Here is a 15,502-nt window from a genome sequence, read left to right on the forward strand (position 1 = left end):
CACAAATAATCTTAAAGATTTGTGTTCTCCCAATAGCTTAGAAGTCTCAAAGGAACGACAAAATAAGCGTATATATATTGAGTTGCTCGTCAAAAAATGGTAAAATAAACCTATAGGTTCGGATTGGTAGTCCGAATAGATTTATTCAAATCACATAAGTGGTTTCCAGCCACTCACATAATTTCCATGAGACGAACGAGAACACATAGTTGTTGTATGTGATTCAGATGAAGAAGTGAGGCCAAATTCACTTTTTTATCCGTCTCTTTTTTATATGTATTATTTATTTGAATATAACAAAACAGTTAAATCTGTACAAGAAGAAATTTTAATAAAGTATAAGTTATACTTAAATAAACCTCATATAAGTTATACCTAATTAGACATTATTGTATATCTTATACTTTAAATCACTTCATTAGGTAATAAAACGATACCTTCAAAATAAGCTTTCCCTAACAACAAATATTTTGTGACGCAAAAACATAAAGTATAACTTATACTTTATGTTTTGGTAATCAGTAATAACTTATACTTTTATTGTTGAATGACTTAAAAAATTAAAGCTTATCAAATGCATCTTTTATTTCTTCTCTCAAGTGTTCCTCTTTCGCCACACCTAATTTTTGTGTAATATACGCTTCCGATAAAGTGTCAATAAGTTTTTCAAAGGTAATCCTCCCCTGCACTGATTGAAGTTCCTCAACGTAGTCTTGTAGTACGTTTAATTTTGACTCCAAAGCAGGAGATATTTTTTTGGGTTTTGTAACTTTAAATCTCTCATCTGTAATTTCTATAGGACGTCCTCGTTTTTTACTTGCTACTGAAGTAATCGCTTTTGGTTTCTTATTCATCAAAGAAGAGTATCCAAATTCGTTTTCTCCTCTAATTGATACAGATTTTTTCTTTTTTATTCCTGGTTGTAAGAGACCAGCATATTCTGTATCAACTTTGGTATCAACATTAAATTCTTTCCTTTCACTCATATTCTTTCCCTCCTAGCTATTCTTCAAATATTTTTCTGCGTGATTCAAGTTCGGCTAGTATTTTTATAAACGGTTCATGTGCCCTATAGTCCCATTGATCATAATTTCCGTTTCGATACTTTTTCAAAGATATTCCTTCTCTAGAATAACGTTTTAGTCGTTTTTGGAAATTAACAATATTCTTCGATACAGCGGATCCATATAAATCCATAGCCTCGCTCAATACACTTTTATCTAAATCATCGTCTGGTTCAAGCATGCATGCAATTATAGATATCACTTCAAGATCAATATCGTAGTTGTTAATCATAAATTTTTGGTACCCAACATATTTTCCAATTCCATCTAACGATTCCTCTTGTGTTTGAAAAGCTATTATACTATAATCAGAGGCCGCCATAGCATTATCTGAATATGCACTAATAGTTGGAGGCACATCAATAAAAATGGTCTCATAATTTTCTTTAATAGGTTCCAACAATTTTTCTAAAACCATGATTTGTTCTTTTTCATCTTCGAAGTTAGCAATAACATAGTTAGAAAACGATCTAAAACTTGTATCACATGCAATTAAATCTAGATTTTCCATAATCGGCGTTATACAAATTGAAAGATTTTCTTCGTTGATTCCATCAACTATTGTTTTATCAATATGATCTAAGTCAACAGTTCTTGCTAATATTTGTGAAGCGTTGGCTTGCGGATCAATATCTATTACCAGTGTTTTTTTCTTATTTACTACAGCATTATCAAAAGCTAGCATTGTAACTATCTTGGTTTTTCCTACTCCACCTTTAAAGTTCCCGACTGTATAAGTAGTTGCTGTCATATTTTTACCTACTTTCTTTAATCTTTATTTAAAGTATAACTTATATATTTATTTTATTCAATATTTATTTTATACTTTATATATTAAGTATAAGTTATACTTAATATATTCAATATATCTGATATGTTTCATTTAATAGCAGATATATACTACAGATCCCTTGAATTAGTGTTCCGGCTGAAGTAAAAAACCATTCTGATAAAATTTAAAAATAATGTTTATGGTATAAGTTATACTTAATTAAACGTATAACTTATACTTTATTATTTAATATATAAGTTACACAAAATATATTTATTATTTCTGCTATATTTTATTTAATAGCAGATTCATACAACAAATTTCTTGATTCAGTGTTTGGCTGACGTAAAAAAATCATTCTGATAAAATTTCAAAATAACGTTTATGGTATAAGATATGCTTAATTAAACGTATATCTTATACTTTATTATTTAATGTATAAGATATACTATAATTTATTGAAGACTAATCTATAATAATATTTTTAATCGTTGAATTTCCTTGACTAAAAAAAACGAACATGTGTTCTAATGTGTATATAAAACGTATCTTTTTTTAGAAAAGGTGATTTATCATGGTTATGCAATTTGGCGTAAACCCAAGGTTTGACTACACAAAAGAACCCTCACGGGATATTCTTTGTATCGATTGTAAGTCATTTTATGCGTCCGTAGAATGCGTAGAAAGAGGACTAAATCCTTTAAAGGCAAAGTTAGTTGTCATGTCCTATCCTTCAGACGATCCTTCTCAGCGGGGGAGTGGGTTGATCCTGGCATCGAGTCCGGCCGCAAAAAAAGCCTATGGAATTTCTAATGTCAGTCGATCACGAGATCTTCCTTTTCCGTATCCGGAAGACCTCGTAATCGCACCACCGAGAATGGCACTGTATATGAGAAAGAATATGGAGATTAACAACATTTACAAGAAGTACGCTGACGAACAAAATCATTCCGTATACAGCATCGATGAGAGCTTCGTGGACGTCACAGACTCATTAAAGCTGTTCAGTGCAAAGGACGCAAGAGAGCTGGCGAGAATGATTCAAACAGACGTTTATCGACAAACTGGAATTTTCACAACGATCGGAATAGGTGACAATCCGCTCTTGGCCAAGTTCGCACTAGACCTCGAAAGTAAAAAAAATTCAGATATGAAAGCAGAATGGCGTTATGAAGACGTTCATCAAAAGCTTTGGTCAGTAGAAAACATTACAGACGTTTGGGGTATCGGACGTCGGACTGCAATCAGACTGAAGCGAATGGGTATATTTACTATGCATGATCTGGCACACGCAAATTACTATCAGCTGAAGCAAAATTTTGGTGTCTTAGGTACTCAACTATATGCACACAGCTGGGGCGTCGATCGATCATTCTTAGGTCAGAAATACAAAGTAAAAGGTTCTGTTGCAAAGTTTTAAATCTACTATCAAATAAGGTAGAATAATAGAAAAAGATAGCAGGAGGAATGACGATGAATCATTTTAAAGGAAAGCAATTTCAGCAGGATGTGATTATTGTAGCCGTGGGCTACTATCTTCGTTATAACCTTAGCTATCGTGAAGTTCAAGAAATCTTATATGATCGTGGCATTAACGTTTCTCATACGACGATTTATCGTTGGGTGCAAGAATATGGCAAACTACTCTATCAAATTTGGAAAAAGAAAAATAAAAAATCCTTTTATTCATGGAAAATGGATGAAACGTACATCAAAATTAAAGGAAAATGGCATTATTTGTATCGAGCCATCGATGCAGATGGTTTAACCTTGGATATTTGGTTACGTAAAAAACGGGACACACAAGCAGCCTATGCTTTTCTTAAGCGGTTAGTGAAGCAGTTTGATGAACCGAAGGTTGTAGTCACAGATAAAGCCCCCTCTATTACAAGTGCCTTTAAGAAACTAAAAGAATACGGCTTTTATCAAGGGACAGAACATCGTACCATTAAATACCTGAATAATTTGATTGAACAAGACCATCGTCCAGTAAAGAGACGCAATAAATTCTATCGAAGTTTACGCACTGCCTCTACCACGATTAAAGGCATGGAAGCCATCCGAGGATTATATAAGAAAACCCGAAAAGAAGGCACTCTCTTCGGGTTTTCGGTCTGTACTGAAATCAAGGTATTATTGGGAATCCCAGCTTAAATCATAGATACCGTAAGGGATTTTATTCTTTATTTAAAACTTTGCAACAGAACCGGTTTTTTCTTTGCTATATTATTTGGTTCAGTAGAAGAGCATGCGTAGAGCATGTTCTTTTTTTGTCATAAAAAGTAACGTGTTAGTTAATTAGTAGAAAAAAGCGCTTGAATTTGAGCAACAATCTAGGCATGAAAATGGAGATATGCTACACTTTGCTTATCAAGTGATAAGGGGGAGAAAGGCATGTCACAATTTTTCAAATTATTTTTAACAAGTGCGATTGTCTTTTTGATTTTTGACTTATTTTGGTTGTTGGTGGTATCGAAAAAAATGTATCAACATTTTATTGGACAACTAATGGGAGAAGTAAAATTGGCTCCAGCAGTGATTTTTTATGTGCTTTATGTGATAGGTGTTGTCTTTTTCGTATTATTACCAGGAGTCGAAAAACAGAGTATTCTTTATACAATCGGTGCGGGAGCATTATTTGGGTTGATTTGTTACGCAACGTACGATTTGACAAATTTAGCCACGCTTAAAGATTGGCCAGTGAAGATGACGATTATCGACCTTGCTTGGGGGACTGGTGTAACCGCTGTGACGTCGGCAATTGTTTATATGATCCAAGCGAATTTTTTTAAGGGAATGTGAATGAAATGAAAGAATCAGAAGGAACCAAGTTACTCGAAGGTTTTTTGAATGGGGCTAAAGAAGTTGTCAATCAAAAACAAGAATTGAATCGAATCAATGTATTTCCTGTAGCTGATGGAGATACTGGGAGTAACTTGGCTGCTTTGATGCAAACGATCTTAGACCAAGTTTCCATACAAACAAACAGCATCAAAGATGGATTGAACCAATTATCAGAAGCGGCAATGATGGGTGCTAGAGGAAATTCGGGTATGATCTTTGCTCAATATTTTTATGGGTTAAGTACTAGCTATGATGATGCACTCGTAGCAGAAAAAGCACTTGTTTATGCAGCACAAGAAGCGTCAAAAAAAGCATATCAAGCTGTCTTGGAACCAAAAGAAGGTACGATTTTATCAGTTATGCATGTGTGGTCAGAACATCTCGTTGAGCAGATCGAACACGGAAATACCCTGATTGAGGCGTTGACGGTTGCAAAAAGACAGACTAAAGCAGCGTTGGAACAGACACAGTTCCAAATGGCTGTACTGAAAAAGAATAAATTAGTCGATGCAGGTGCAAAAGGATTTTATTATTTTATTGCCGGTCTAACCGAATATTTTTGTAATGGGGATGTCTCTCACTATGAAAAGATGCAAGTAGATCAACAGGAAGCAATCGAAGAACATTTTCTAAGCGAGGCACCTAGATATCGTTATTGTTCAGAATTTTTAGTCAAACAGTTGACGATAGAATTTGACACATTTAAAGCACAACTGGCACACTATGGTGATTCTTTGGTTTTGATTGGTGATCAAACACAAGTAAAGATACATATCCACACTAGTGAACCTGCACGATTGATGTCTTATTTAGTATCTAATGGTCAAGTGGCGTATCAAAAAGTCGACGATATGCAATTGCAATATCAAATTGGACAAAACGCAAAAGCAAAAATTGCGATTGTAACCGATTCGATCGCAGACTTACCAAAAGATTTTAGCTTGGAACATCAAGTACATGTGTTACCGATGAATCTTTTACTAGATGAAGAAACATTTTTAGACAAATTGACTATCGAACCAGATTATTTACAGCAACGACTAAAAATAGCTAAAAGTATGAGTACTGCGCAACCGAATATAAAAACGGTCGATGCCTTGCTTTCGTTTTTAGAAGGGAAATATGATCATGTGTTGGTTATCAGTGTAGCGGCTAAATTAAGTGGAACGTATCAATTGATCACCCAACGCATAAAAGAAAAACAGCTCTCTTCTAACTGGATTCAAGTAATCGATTCGAAGCTCAATTCGATTGCCCAAGGATTACTTGTCAAACGAGCCGTAGAGTTAGTTGAGGCAGATAAATCATTTGAAACAGTCGTGAATGAATTGCAGTCCTTGCGTGAACGTATTTTTATATATGTAGCAGTAGCGGATTTAGATCCGATGATTCAATCTGGCAGAATTCCCCAATTCTTAGGAAAAATCGCTCAAAAAGCCTCTGTTCATCCAATCGTCAGTCTAAATGAAGAAGGCGATGGCAAGTTGATTGGCGCTTCTTTGAGTCAAAAACAAAGTTTGAAAAAAATCACAAAAAAGGTCAGCGGATTTGCTAACAAACAGCGTTTAGAAGCAGTTTATGTCACACATGTGTTTAATGAACAAGCAGCACTTGATTGGAAAACGAGCTTAAACGCACGAGCGATACCAGTCGATGCGATCGTAGAAAGCTCAGCAGCGATTGCGATCAGTGCGGGACAATCAAGTTTAGCGATCGCCGGGGTATTAAAGGAGGAAGAAAAATGATGTATGGGATTGTTGCATTTGCATTACTCATCTATTTTATTTGTTGGTTTATTATTTCAAAAGGTAAACGCAAGTATTCGTTAGTCGATATTGCTTGGGGTGGGGGGTTCGTTGTAGTAGCTTGGGGCGGTTTGATTGCTACAGATTTGATTACATTACAACAATTAGCTATTTTAGTACTCGTGACATTATGGGGTGGAAGATTATTTACCCATCTTGCTCGTCGCAATTGGAACAAGCCAGAAGACTATCGCTATGTGAACATGCGTAAACGCTGGGGGACAAAATATGTCGATATCAAAGCGTTCTTAAATGTATTCGTCTTGCAAGGCGTATTATTATTTATTATTGCGCTACCGATCACGTATACATTTGCTAACCCAAATGAATCCATGATGTGGTGGCAATGGCTTGGCGTTTTGATTTGGTTGATTGGCTTTATTTTTGAAGTTGGCGGCGATCGTCAATTAGAACAGTTCAAAAAAAATCCACAGAATAAAGGCAAATTACTAACAAGTGGTTTTTGGTCGGTAACACGTCATCCAAATTACTTTGGTGAAGCCGTTTGTTGGTGGGGTGTATTTTTAGTTGCGCTGACAAGTTGGTCGACATTATGGCTGATTTTAAGTCCAATCTGTATTACATTGTTGTTATTATTTGTTTCAGGAGTTCCATTATTAGAAAAGAAATACCATGATCGTCAAGACTTTAAAGAATATGCAGCACATACTGCAAAATTCTTTCCAATTATTGGGAAAAAAGGGCTATAAGTTTAGTTTTTTTTTTCTACCAAAAAGGGGGAAAATCGATGTTTTTAGCATTAAATGAAATCAAACATTCTAAATTACGTTACACATTAGTCATTGGTGTGATGTTTTTAATTGCCTATCTGGTCTTTTTTTTGACAGGATTAGCTTACGGATTAGCCCAAGAAAATCGAATGGGAATCGATAAATGGCAAGCAGATAATATTTTATTATCCAGTGAAGCCAATGATAATTTGAATATGTCGATGATCGATCCTAAAGATTTTGATAAGGTTGATGTCAAAGACAAGGCTGAATTGTCACAACTTTCTGGTATCGTCTATCGTGAAGGGGATAAATCAGAAAAAGAAAATGTCAGTTTCTTTGGAATCAATCCAGATCAGTTTATTACTCCAGAAGTTACAGAAGGAAAATTATTTACAAAAGATAATGAGGTCGTTGCCGATGAAAGTTTAAAAATCAATGCAGGGTATAAAATCGGCGATACGATCATCTTAGCAACAAATGAAGAAGAATTAACTATCACAGGATTTACAAAAAATGCAAAATTTAATGTGGCACCAATCCTGTACACAACGCTAGATACGGTCCACAAACTAAAATACGGTGAACGTGCGCAAATGCAACCGATGAAATTAAATGCCATTGTGACAAAAGGGAAACTAACGGATGTACCAAGTAGTTTACAACGTTTAACGATTTCAACATTTATCAATAAACTTCCGGGATATAATGCCCAAGTGTTGACTTTTGGTTTTATGATCGGCTTTTTAGTCGTCATCGCTGCAGTAGTTATTGGGATCTTCATCTATGTTTTAACGATGCAAAAAACGGCGATTTTTGGTGTGATGAAAGCCCAAGGAATCTCTAGTAGTTACATTGCCCGCTCTGTTATTGCCCAAACGTTCTTTTTAGCGGTTGTGGGTGTTGGGATCGGGTTGCTTGCTACGATCGGCTCAGGACTTATATTGCCAGAAGCGGTACCGTTTCAAAGTAATGCGTTATTTTTTGCCGCAGTCAGTATTATGATGGTTGTCGTTGCAATCATTGGAGCCTTTTTCTCAGTTCGTACTATTGTCAAAATCGATCCATTAAAAGCCATTAGTTAGGAGGAAAATAGATGAGCGCGATAGAAATGAAGCACGTGACCAAGCAATTTCAGGATGGTGATGAGACGATTCATGCGTTAAAAGAAACGAATTTTTCAGTAGATAAAGGAGAATTTGTAGCTATTATTGGACCATCGGGATCTGGAAAAAGTACATTTTTAACCATTATCGGAGGCTTACAGAGTCCAACTTCAGGTGAAGTTTTGATCAACGGCCAACCATTTAGTCAGAAAAAAGAAAAACAACGAGCGGCTTTACGTTTTAAAGAAATCGGCTTTATTTTACAAGCATCAAATCTTGTTCCGTTTTTGACCGTCAAAGATCAATTGAAATTAGTCGATAAAGTCACGAAACAAAAAGCACGGTCAGTTGGAACAGAATTATTTACTCAACTAGGCGTCGAAAAATTAGTTTCAAAATATCCAGAAGAGCTTTCAGGAGGAGAACGTCAACGAATCGCTATCATCCGTGCTTTATATCATGATCCTACGATTATTTTAGCTGATGAGCCCACTGCAAGTTTAGATACGGAAAAAGCTTATGAAGTGGTCAAAATTTTAGCAAAAGAAACGAAAGAAAAACAAAAAGCGACGATCATGGTCACGCATGACCTCCGTTTAGTCGACTATTGTGATAAAGTTTATATAATGAAAGATGGAGAGTTAACCGAAAAAAAAGAAAAGTCAGGTGAATAGTACATGGAAAAAATTATAGTGGTTGGAGCAGGCGTAGCAGGATTAAGTGCAGCTGTTCGTTTACAAAATCTGGGTTATGATGTTCATTTATATGAAAAAGACGTCAAGCCTGGTGGGAAAATGAATCAAATCGAAAAAGATGGCTTTCTTTTTGACGTAGGGCCAACGATCGTGATGATGCCCGAAATTTATCGTGAGGTGTTTGAAGTCTGCGGGAAAGATCCTGATGACTATATTCCAATGGAAAAAGTCGATCCAATGCTAGAATTGTTTTTTGCAAACGATGACCCATTGCTATTTTCAAGTGACCTTACGACGTTGACAAAAACGTTAGAAGATATCTCAGAAGAAGATGCGCAAGGCTATTTTGCCTTTTTAGCGGATATCTACAAACGATACTTGATTGCAAAAGAACACTTTATCATGAAATCGTTCCGTGGTCCGCTTGATTTTTATAATCCAAAATCGTTGTGGGCGGGTGTTCGTTTGCGTACGTTTAGTGATGCCTATTCTTCGATCTCTAAATTTGTCAAAGATGACCGCTTGCGTAAATCGCTTGCCTTTCAGACATTGTATATCGGTGTTTCACCGTATCAAGGTCCATCACTGTATACGATTATTCCGATGATCGAGCTCTTTTATGGGGTCCATTTTATGAAAGGTGGGATGTATACCTTAGCGAAATCATTAGACCGATTGTTCAAAGAATTAGGTGGAACAGCTCATTATGGCACACCAGTCGATGAAATCGTCATCGAACAAAAGTCTGCCAAAGGAATCCGTATTGGCCAAGAGATGATTGCAGCCGATGCTGTCGTGTGTGGAGCTGATTTTCCATATGCAATGAAGCATTTGATCCCAGACGAAAAGAAACGCGGAAAATATACTAACAAAAAAATCGATAAAATGGAGTATTCATGTTCTTGCTTCTTGATGTATCTTGGCTTAGATAAGCATTATCCAGGAGAGACGTTACATAGTATTTATTTTGCTGAAGATTTTGAACGCAATGTGAGTGATTTGTTTGAAGACGGTGTACTTCCAGAAGATCCTTCATTTTATTTGTATCGTCCAACTTTACTTGATAAAGATTTAGCACCAGAAGGCAAGGAAGGTCTATATGTCTTGATCCCAGTACCAGAAGTGTCAAAATATAATGATTGGTCAGATCAGGCGATTCAAACGTATCGCAATAAAATTGTTGAGTTGATCCAAACGAAAACGCAATTTACAGATCTAAATGATCATATCGTGTTTGAAGAATATTACACACCAGATAAATTCAAGCAACAATTCAATGCCTATAATGGTGCGACATTTGGGTTGAAGCCAATCTTGTCACAAAGTAATTACTATCGTCCACACAACAAATTTGATTATGCAGAAAATCTTTATTTTTGTGGTAGTAGTACCCATCCAGGAGCCGGTGTTCCTATTGTTATGCAAAGTGCAAAACTGGCAGTAGAGGAGTTAGTTAGAGATGAAAATTAATCAGCAAAATATTTTTGAAGATCGCAAACAAGCATTTAAAATTTGCGAACAAACTATCAAACAACATTCAAAGTCTTTCTATGCCGCTTTTTCTCAACTACCAAAAAAGAAAGCTCAAAGTATTTATGCAATTTATACATTCTGTCGAGTAGCTGATGATATAGTAGACGAAGAGAAAGATGCTCAAAAATTACAACAACTTTTTCAAGAATTAGAATCATTTGAAGCTGGATCAGTTCCCAATCATCCAATGTGGCTAGCTTTAGAAGCCGTTTTTAGTGAATTTCCAATGGATATCCGCCCCTTTTATGATATGTTAATAGGACAACGCATGGATTTGAATTTTCAACAGCCAAAAACACAACAAGAACTATTAGATTATGCCTATTATGTAGCTGGTAGTGTAGGATTAATGCTTCTACCTGTGCTATCTCCTACCCCAACTAAAATTATCACACCCGCAAAAAAATTAGGCGAAGCAATGCAACTGACAAATATTTTGCGAGATATTGGCGAAGATTATCGTTTAGGTAGAATTTATCTCCCGAAAGAAGATATGCTTCGTTACCAAATTACAACAACACATTTAGAAAAACAAATTATATCAGACAATTTTATTAATCTTTGGGAGGAACTAGCAAAAAAAGCAGAAAAACTATATAATGAATCCTTAGAAATGATTCCTTTTATTGCAAATGACACACGCCATGCACTCTTAAGTGCACTTATGATTTACAAAGAATTACTCCCTGAAATTAGAAGAAACCACTATAATATTTATGAAAAGAAACATGTGGTTAGTACTCGTAGAAAAATTGAGTTAATTCATGCATTAAAAAGAAACATGTAGAATAAGAATTCAGGTGATTTTATGTACGAAGAAATTTTAGATGTAGCCGAACAGCTATTCATGACTCAAGGATATCAAGCTACATCTACCAGACAAATCACACAAATTTTGGGCGTAACACAACCAACAATTTACTATCACTTTAAAAATAAGGAAGATATTTACTATCGAGTTATGTTGCGTTTATCAAATGACGTAGAGATTAACTTAAAAAAAATTGCAAACGCGTCAAGTTCTGCCTTAGAGATAAAATTATTAGAGATGGTTGAATTTTTAAAAGCCAAGCATCCTTTTAATTTATTTGTAATGATGCATGATATACAGCATACTGTATCTAAAGAAACTTCTATGAAACTGTATCAATTATTTTTAAAGTCTTATAAATCTCCATTTATCCAGCTACTACAAGAAAATAAAAATCATCTACGACATTCAGTGGATATTGATTTTGCAGTAAGTCAATTATTTATATTAATGGCAGCATACTTAGATAGCACGGATAGAAGTGAAGATTTCTCTAAAAGAATCTATTTATACTTACATGGGATATACCAGTCTGAATAATAATCCAAATAAGAGGCTATGTACATATAACCTCTTATTTGGATTTATCTTTGTTTACCAGTTAAACAGAATTTTCAGTAAGTATAAGTGGTTGAAAAAACTTATCACACTATTTAATCAAGTTCTTCAAAAAAAGGCTGATAGCTATCATCAACAATCCCCTTAAAAGTCAGACCGCTAACATCTGTACCTCCACGCATTACTAGTCCTTGATAGTTAAGATTATGCCGTTTGCACATTTCTTTAAAACGTTTAATTACCCGATTATCGTCTTCATGATAATAAGCATATAAGCTTTGATTGACTTCATATTCTAACTTCGCGTCAAATTTATCTGCTGCTTTTTTAAGCGTTTCAATAACGTGATCTAACTGTTTTTTACCACTCTCATGATTAAGACTTCGTATTTCCATGGCAAATGTTGTAATCTCAGGAACAACATTTGTTGGATAGTCACAAATTACTTTTCCGATAGTTGTTGTTGTATTTTCATCAATCTTCAAAAGATTCATATTTGAAATTGCCTCTGCCATCACTTGGATAGATGAAATACCTGAATAATTTGATTGAACAAGACCATCGTCCAGTAAAGAGACGCAATAAATTCTATCGAAGTTTACGCACTGCCTCTACCACGATTAAAGGCATGGAAGCCATTCGAGGATTATATAAGAAAACCCGAAAAGAAGGCACTCTCTTCGGGTTTTCGGTCTGTACTGAAATCAAGGTATTATTGGGAATCCCAGCTTAAATCATAGATACCGTAAGGGATTTTATTCTTTATTTAAAACTTTGCAACAGAACCATACTGCAAACGATCTGTTAAATCGGCATGTATGTCCTTAACAATAGCAATCGTTAAGGGATCTTCGTTCAGTAAGTGGGACAGCATGTTCTCAAAAGCTTGTTTGTGGTTTTCAATCTCGTAAAATTCACGAACGGTCGCCTTCCCACTCATAGGTAAAGTTCCATTCACAATAATTGAAACAGTCGCAGGCAAGGAAATGGTATTGCCTTCAATTCCTGCTGAGTGGTGGGCTAATCGTACAAGAATATCATCAAGATAATCCTGCGTGAATGTATCTAAAAAACGTTTCATACGCTCTCCCTCTCTTCTTTTACTACTGATTTTAAATTAAAGCAAAAATTCAAGAATCAAAACTTTTTTAAAACAAGGTTTCGATTCTTTTATCTTTTTGTTATTTTATCGGCATATTCTGTTCTTTCATTACTAATTGAACAATCCGCTCAACAAAGGACTTAATCGTCGACTTGGCTAAGGTTTTGAATTGTTCGCTAGAAAGATAATCTTGAATTTGATTTAATATAGCAGTCGCAATTACTGCCATTATTTTCATAAGAAAACTAACAAGAGGCTTAGCCATTTTTATTCTCCTTTTTAAGTTCTTTTAGTATTTTTTTTAACACTTTATTCTTAGTGTACTTTTCTAAAAAGTTATAAGCAGATAGGGTTAATTCTTTCTCAGTTATGTTTTCGTTAAGCTCTATATCCGTTTTTAATGAATAGTAAAGAGCTTTGGGCTTAATATCCAGATCATCGTGAAATTTAGCTAACTTTGTATCAATTTCTTTTTGAATTTTTAAATCAAATTCGTCGGTGTTGAGTTCTTGTGGAATATCTTTTTTAAGTGTAGAAATTTCATTATTAATATTTAGTCGGACCTGTTCAACATTTTTTTCTTTAAACACTTCTATATCATGGATCACATCTTTTAACGTTTCATCAGCCATTCGATACACCATCCTATATTCATTTATTCCTATTATAGAGTATGTTTTTCATGCGATTTACAGGCTCATATACGTATAACTCATCGATCATAAACCTGAAAACACCGTTAAAACCTCTTCTGACAACACGTTTTAACGTTTAATAGTACGTTTATCTAATGATTTTCGAATTAAACGAAATTCATTGAGTTCTTCGTCAGACATTAAGTCTTTGTAGGCATCAACGAGAGATTCCACGACTTCATCGACGTTTTTTTTATCCATTATAGTAATTAAAGCTTGTAGGCTATTTTTTGTATCTTGAAAGCAACTAATTGATGTTCTTTTTCCTCTAACTGATTTTGCTTCAGGAAGCACTTTAGTAGGTAGTGCATCTGAATTTGTGACAGAATAGATATTTTGTCGCGTATACGTTTGTGCTGGTTGCGCTGGCGTACTTGGTTTTAATAAATTAGATTTTTTCTTATTAGTCATTCCCTTCAATCCTTTCAATCAATTCGTCTGTCACGTCACTGTATAAGGCATGGACATTCTTATCGTGAACGTCAAATCTCTCGCTGATTTTAGGATCGACGATTCCGGTCATATCATAACGTTTCAAACGCTCCATATTTTTAATCACTGTTTTAAACATGTTTTCTTTACCAAATGATTCGGTTGCATTCTGCAAGACTGATCGGTCGACAATTGCATTATTTTTTTGCAAGACGGGTAAGATACCTAAAATATCAAAGTCTGTTTCATAAACTTCCATCAATTCTTGTAAATATTTTATAAATGCTTCGGCTCCGATAAATGAACGCTCTTGCGTTTGCAAAACAATAACAATGTAGTCTGAAGCAAGAACTGCTGAATCGGTAAATGTTGAAAGTGTAGGAGGTACATCAAATAAAATATAGTCGAAATTCTCTTCAAATTGTTTAACAATTTCAGAGAAATAAGTAGACCGTTTTTTTAAGTTATTTGGGAACTTTTTTTCTAAAAATAAAGGATAAGAAGTTAAATCTGCGAAGCTAGGTAACAAGAACAGATTCTCTTTAATAGGTGTAATTATACTTTTGACATCATCTTCCGCAATAGCAGACATTAATGTTTTATTGAACGTCATAACCTCACCAGTTTGACTTTGTCTTGTAAGAGAATAAAGTGCCGTTGCATTTGCCTGGGGATCCAAATCAATTAGAAGTGTTTTAAAACCTTTTGCAGCTAGATGATACCCCAGGTTCTGTTGCAAAGTTTTAAATCTACTATCAAATAAGGTAGAATAATAGAAAAAGATAGCAGGAGGAATGACGATGAATCATTTTAAAGGAAAGCAATTTCAGCAGGATGTGATTATTGTAGCCGTGGGCTACTATCTTCGTTATAACCTTAGCTATCGTGAAGTTCAAGAAATCTTATATGATCGTGGCATTAACGTTTCTCATACGACGATTTATCGTTGGGTGCAAGAATATGGCAAACTACTCTATCAAATTTGGAAAAAGAAAAATAAAAAATCCTTTTATTCATGGAAAATGGATGAAACGTACATCAAAATTAAAGGAAAATGGCATTATTTGTATCGAGCCATCGATGCAGATGGTTTAACCTTGGATATTTGGTTACGTAAAAAACGGGACACACAAGCAGCCTATGCTTTTCTTAAGCGGTTAGTGAAGCAGTTTGATGAACCGAAGGTTGTAGTCACAGATAAAGCCCCCTCTATTACAAGTGCCTTTAAGAAACTAAAAGAATACGGCTTTTATCAAGGGACAGAACATCGTACCATTAAATACCTGAATAATTTGATTGAACAAGACCATCGTCCAGTAAAGAGACGCAATAAATTCTATCGAAGTTTACGCAC

At 35.0% G+C, this 15,502-nt stretch carries 17 protein-coding genes and 3 pseudogenes; 12 read left to right on the forward strand and 8 right to left on the reverse strand.

Features of this window, described 5'->3' with window-relative positions:
• Nucleotides 1-560: 560 nt before the first annotated feature.
• Both FFM68_RS12370 and FFM68_RS12375 read right to left on the reverse strand, forming a co-directional pair.
• Nucleotides 561-986, reverse strand: coding sequence for a hypothetical protein (locus tag FFM68_RS12370; protein ID WP_002389872.1), 426 nt, complete (start codon nt 984-986; stop codon nt 561-563).
• 16 nt (nt 987-1,002) lie between these two features.
• Entirely contained in the window at nt 1,003-1,815 is an 813-nt protein-coding gene (locus FFM68_RS12375) for a ParA family protein (protein WP_002287942.1), read from the reverse strand.
• 595 nt (nt 1,816-2,410) lie between these two features.
• Here FFM68_RS12375 and FFM68_RS12380 point away from each other — a divergent pair.
• From FFM68_RS12380 to FFM68_RS12425, 10 genes and pseudogenes are all read left to right on the forward strand, one after another.
• A pseudogene (locus FFM68_RS12380) lies at nt 2,411-3,235 on the forward strand (Y-family DNA polymerase); the annotation flags it as partial.
• A 74-nt stretch (nt 3,236-3,309) separates the two neighbouring features.
• Nucleotides 3,310-3,990, forward strand: a complete 681-nt coding sequence (locus tag FFM68_RS12385) for an IS6-like element IS1216 family transposase (protein ID WP_001015311.1) — start codon at nt 3,310-3,312, stop codon at nt 3,988-3,990.
• Between the two features lie 240 nt (nt 3,991-4,230).
• Nucleotides 4,231-4,638 (forward strand): DUF2177 family protein, encoded by a 408-nt coding sequence (locus FFM68_RS12390; protein WP_137614767.1) that lies wholly within the window; start codon nt 4,231-4,233, stop codon nt 4,636-4,638.
• A gap of 5 nt (nt 4,639-4,643) precedes the next feature.
• A complete protein-coding gene (locus FFM68_RS12395; protein ID WP_137619597.1) occupies nt 4,644-6,425 on the forward strand; it encodes a DegV family protein in 1,782 nt (593 codons plus the stop codon).
• The gene (locus FFM68_RS12400) at nt 6,422-7,195 is read left to right on the forward strand and encodes a DUF1295 domain-containing protein (protein WP_204652637.1); all 774 of its coding nucleotides are present in this window, start codon (nt 6,422-6,424) and stop codon (nt 7,193-7,195) included. Before FFM68_RS12395 ends, FFM68_RS12400 begins: the two co-directional genes overlap by 4 nt.
• 38 nt (nt 7,196-7,233) lie before the next feature.
• Nucleotides 7,234-8,301 carry an ABC transporter permease gene (locus tag FFM68_RS12405; protein ID WP_137619598.1) on the forward strand — a complete coding sequence of 356 codons (1,068 nt, stop codon included), beginning with the start codon at nt 7,234-7,236 and terminating at the stop codon, nt 8,299-8,301.
• A gap of 11 nt (nt 8,302-8,312) precedes the next feature.
• On the forward strand, nt 8,313-8,996 hold the full coding sequence (locus FFM68_RS12410) for an ABC transporter ATP-binding protein (protein ID WP_137619599.1): 684 nt from the start codon (nt 8,313-8,315) through the stop codon (nt 8,994-8,996).
• A 3-nt stretch (nt 8,997-8,999) separates the two neighbouring features.
• Nucleotides 9,000-10,487, forward strand: a complete 1,488-nt coding sequence (locus FFM68_RS12415) for a phytoene desaturase family protein (protein WP_137619600.1) — start codon at nt 9,000-9,002, stop codon at nt 10,485-10,487.
• Nucleotides 10,477-11,337, forward strand: coding sequence for a phytoene/squalene synthase family protein (locus FFM68_RS12420; protein ID WP_137619601.1), 861 nt, complete (start codon nt 10,477-10,479; stop codon nt 11,335-11,337). Before FFM68_RS12415 ends, FFM68_RS12420 begins: the two co-directional genes overlap by 11 nt.
• A gap of 21 nt (nt 11,338-11,358) precedes the next feature.
• Nucleotides 11,359-11,901 (forward strand): TetR/AcrR family transcriptional regulator, encoded by a 543-nt coding sequence (locus tag FFM68_RS12425; RefSeq protein WP_137619602.1) that lies wholly within the window; start codon nt 11,359-11,361, stop codon nt 11,899-11,901.
• Between the two features lie 113 nt (nt 11,902-12,014).
• On the opposite strand, the gene FFM68_RS12430 is transcribed toward FFM68_RS12425, so the two are convergent.
• Nucleotides 12,015-12,413 carry a zinc-binding metallopeptidase family protein gene (locus tag FFM68_RS12430; RefSeq protein WP_244925820.1) on the reverse strand — a complete coding sequence of 133 codons (399 nt, stop codon included), beginning with the start codon at nt 12,411-12,413 and terminating at the stop codon, nt 12,015-12,017.
• Between the two features lie 32 nt (nt 12,414-12,445).
• On the opposite strand from FFM68_RS12430, the pseudogene FFM68_RS12435 reads away from it, so the two are divergent.
• Nucleotides 12,446-12,652, forward strand: a pseudogene (locus tag FFM68_RS12435) (IS6 family transposase); the annotation flags it as partial.
• A gap of 54 nt (nt 12,653-12,706) precedes the next feature.
• Here FFM68_RS12435 and FFM68_RS12440 read toward each other — a convergent pair.
• The 5 genes and pseudogenes from FFM68_RS12440 to FFM68_RS12455 form a co-directional block, all read right to left on the reverse strand.
• A pseudogene (locus FFM68_RS12440) lies at nt 12,707-13,000 on the reverse strand (Fic family protein); the annotation flags it as partial.
• A 100-nt stretch (nt 13,001-13,100) separates the two neighbouring features.
• Nucleotides 13,101-13,286, reverse strand: a complete 186-nt coding sequence (locus FFM68_RS13150) for a hypothetical protein (protein WP_167483495.1) — start codon at nt 13,284-13,286, stop codon at nt 13,101-13,103.
• Nucleotides 13,279-13,653 (reverse strand): hypothetical protein, encoded by a 375-nt coding sequence (locus FFM68_RS12445; protein ID WP_137619604.1) that lies wholly within the window; start codon nt 13,651-13,653, stop codon nt 13,279-13,281. Before FFM68_RS12445 ends, FFM68_RS13150 begins: the two co-directional genes overlap by 8 nt.
• A 132-nt stretch (nt 13,654-13,785) precedes the next feature.
• The gene (locus FFM68_RS12450) at nt 13,786-14,127 is read right to left on the reverse strand and encodes a DUF5388 domain-containing protein (RefSeq protein ID WP_137619605.1); all 342 of its coding nucleotides are present in this window, start codon (nt 14,125-14,127) and stop codon (nt 13,786-13,788) included.
• On the reverse strand, nt 14,120-14,887 hold the full coding sequence (locus tag FFM68_RS12455; protein WP_239585174.1) for a ParA family protein: 768 nt from the start codon (nt 14,885-14,887) through the stop codon (nt 14,120-14,122). Before FFM68_RS12455 ends, FFM68_RS12450 begins: the two co-directional genes overlap by 8 nt.
• Nucleotides 14,888-14,948: 61 nt before the next feature.
• Between FFM68_RS12455 and FFM68_RS12460 the strand changes: the two genes are divergently transcribed.
• On the forward strand, nt 14,949-15,502 hold a 554-nt coding region (locus FFM68_RS12460; RefSeq protein WP_163309879.1), incomplete at its 3' end, for an IS6-like element IS1216 family transposase.

This window comes from Enterococcus xiangfangensis, from assembly GCF_005405365.1.
GTDB lineage: Bacteria > Bacillota > Bacilli > Lactobacillales > Enterococcaceae > Enterococcus_A > Enterococcus_A xiangfangensis.